The organism is Lacinutrix sp. MEBiC02404, from assembly GCF_053601575.1.
Genome location: NZ_JBSHNV010000136.1, coordinates 1 through 372, shown reverse-complemented (window position 1 = coordinate 372; position 372 = coordinate 1). Strand labels below are relative to the sequence as shown.

Here is a 372-nt window from a genome sequence, read left to right as displayed (position 1 = left end):
AATTACTATGTTTTGTGTTTGTGTGGAAGCATTCAGATTAACATCTGTATATGTCCAAGTTACCAGGGTTGTTCCTTGTGTTGTAATAGGAAGTGATGCATCGTTTGTTACAGTAACTATTCCACCACAATTATCAGTTGCCGTTGGCGGCGTTAAAGTAGTTACTTCGCATTGGGCGGTTACATTAGCTAAAGTTGCAAGATCAGCAACAGGAGCAGTAACATCTGTAATTACTATGTTTTGTGTTTGTGTGGAAGCATTCAGATTAACATCTGTATATGTCCAAGTTACCACGGTTGTTCCTTGTGTTGTAATAGGAAGTGATGCATCGTTGGTAACAGCAACCATTCCACCACAATTATCTGTAGCCGT

The 372-nt window shown here is 39.5% G+C and carries 1 protein-coding gene; it reads right to left on the bottom strand.

The annotated features are described in order from the left end of the window. Window positions 1–372 (bottom strand): HYR-like domain-containing protein (locus ACVCXO_RS03710; RefSeq protein ID WP_452228249.1); only part of this gene is annotated, 372 nt, incomplete at both ends.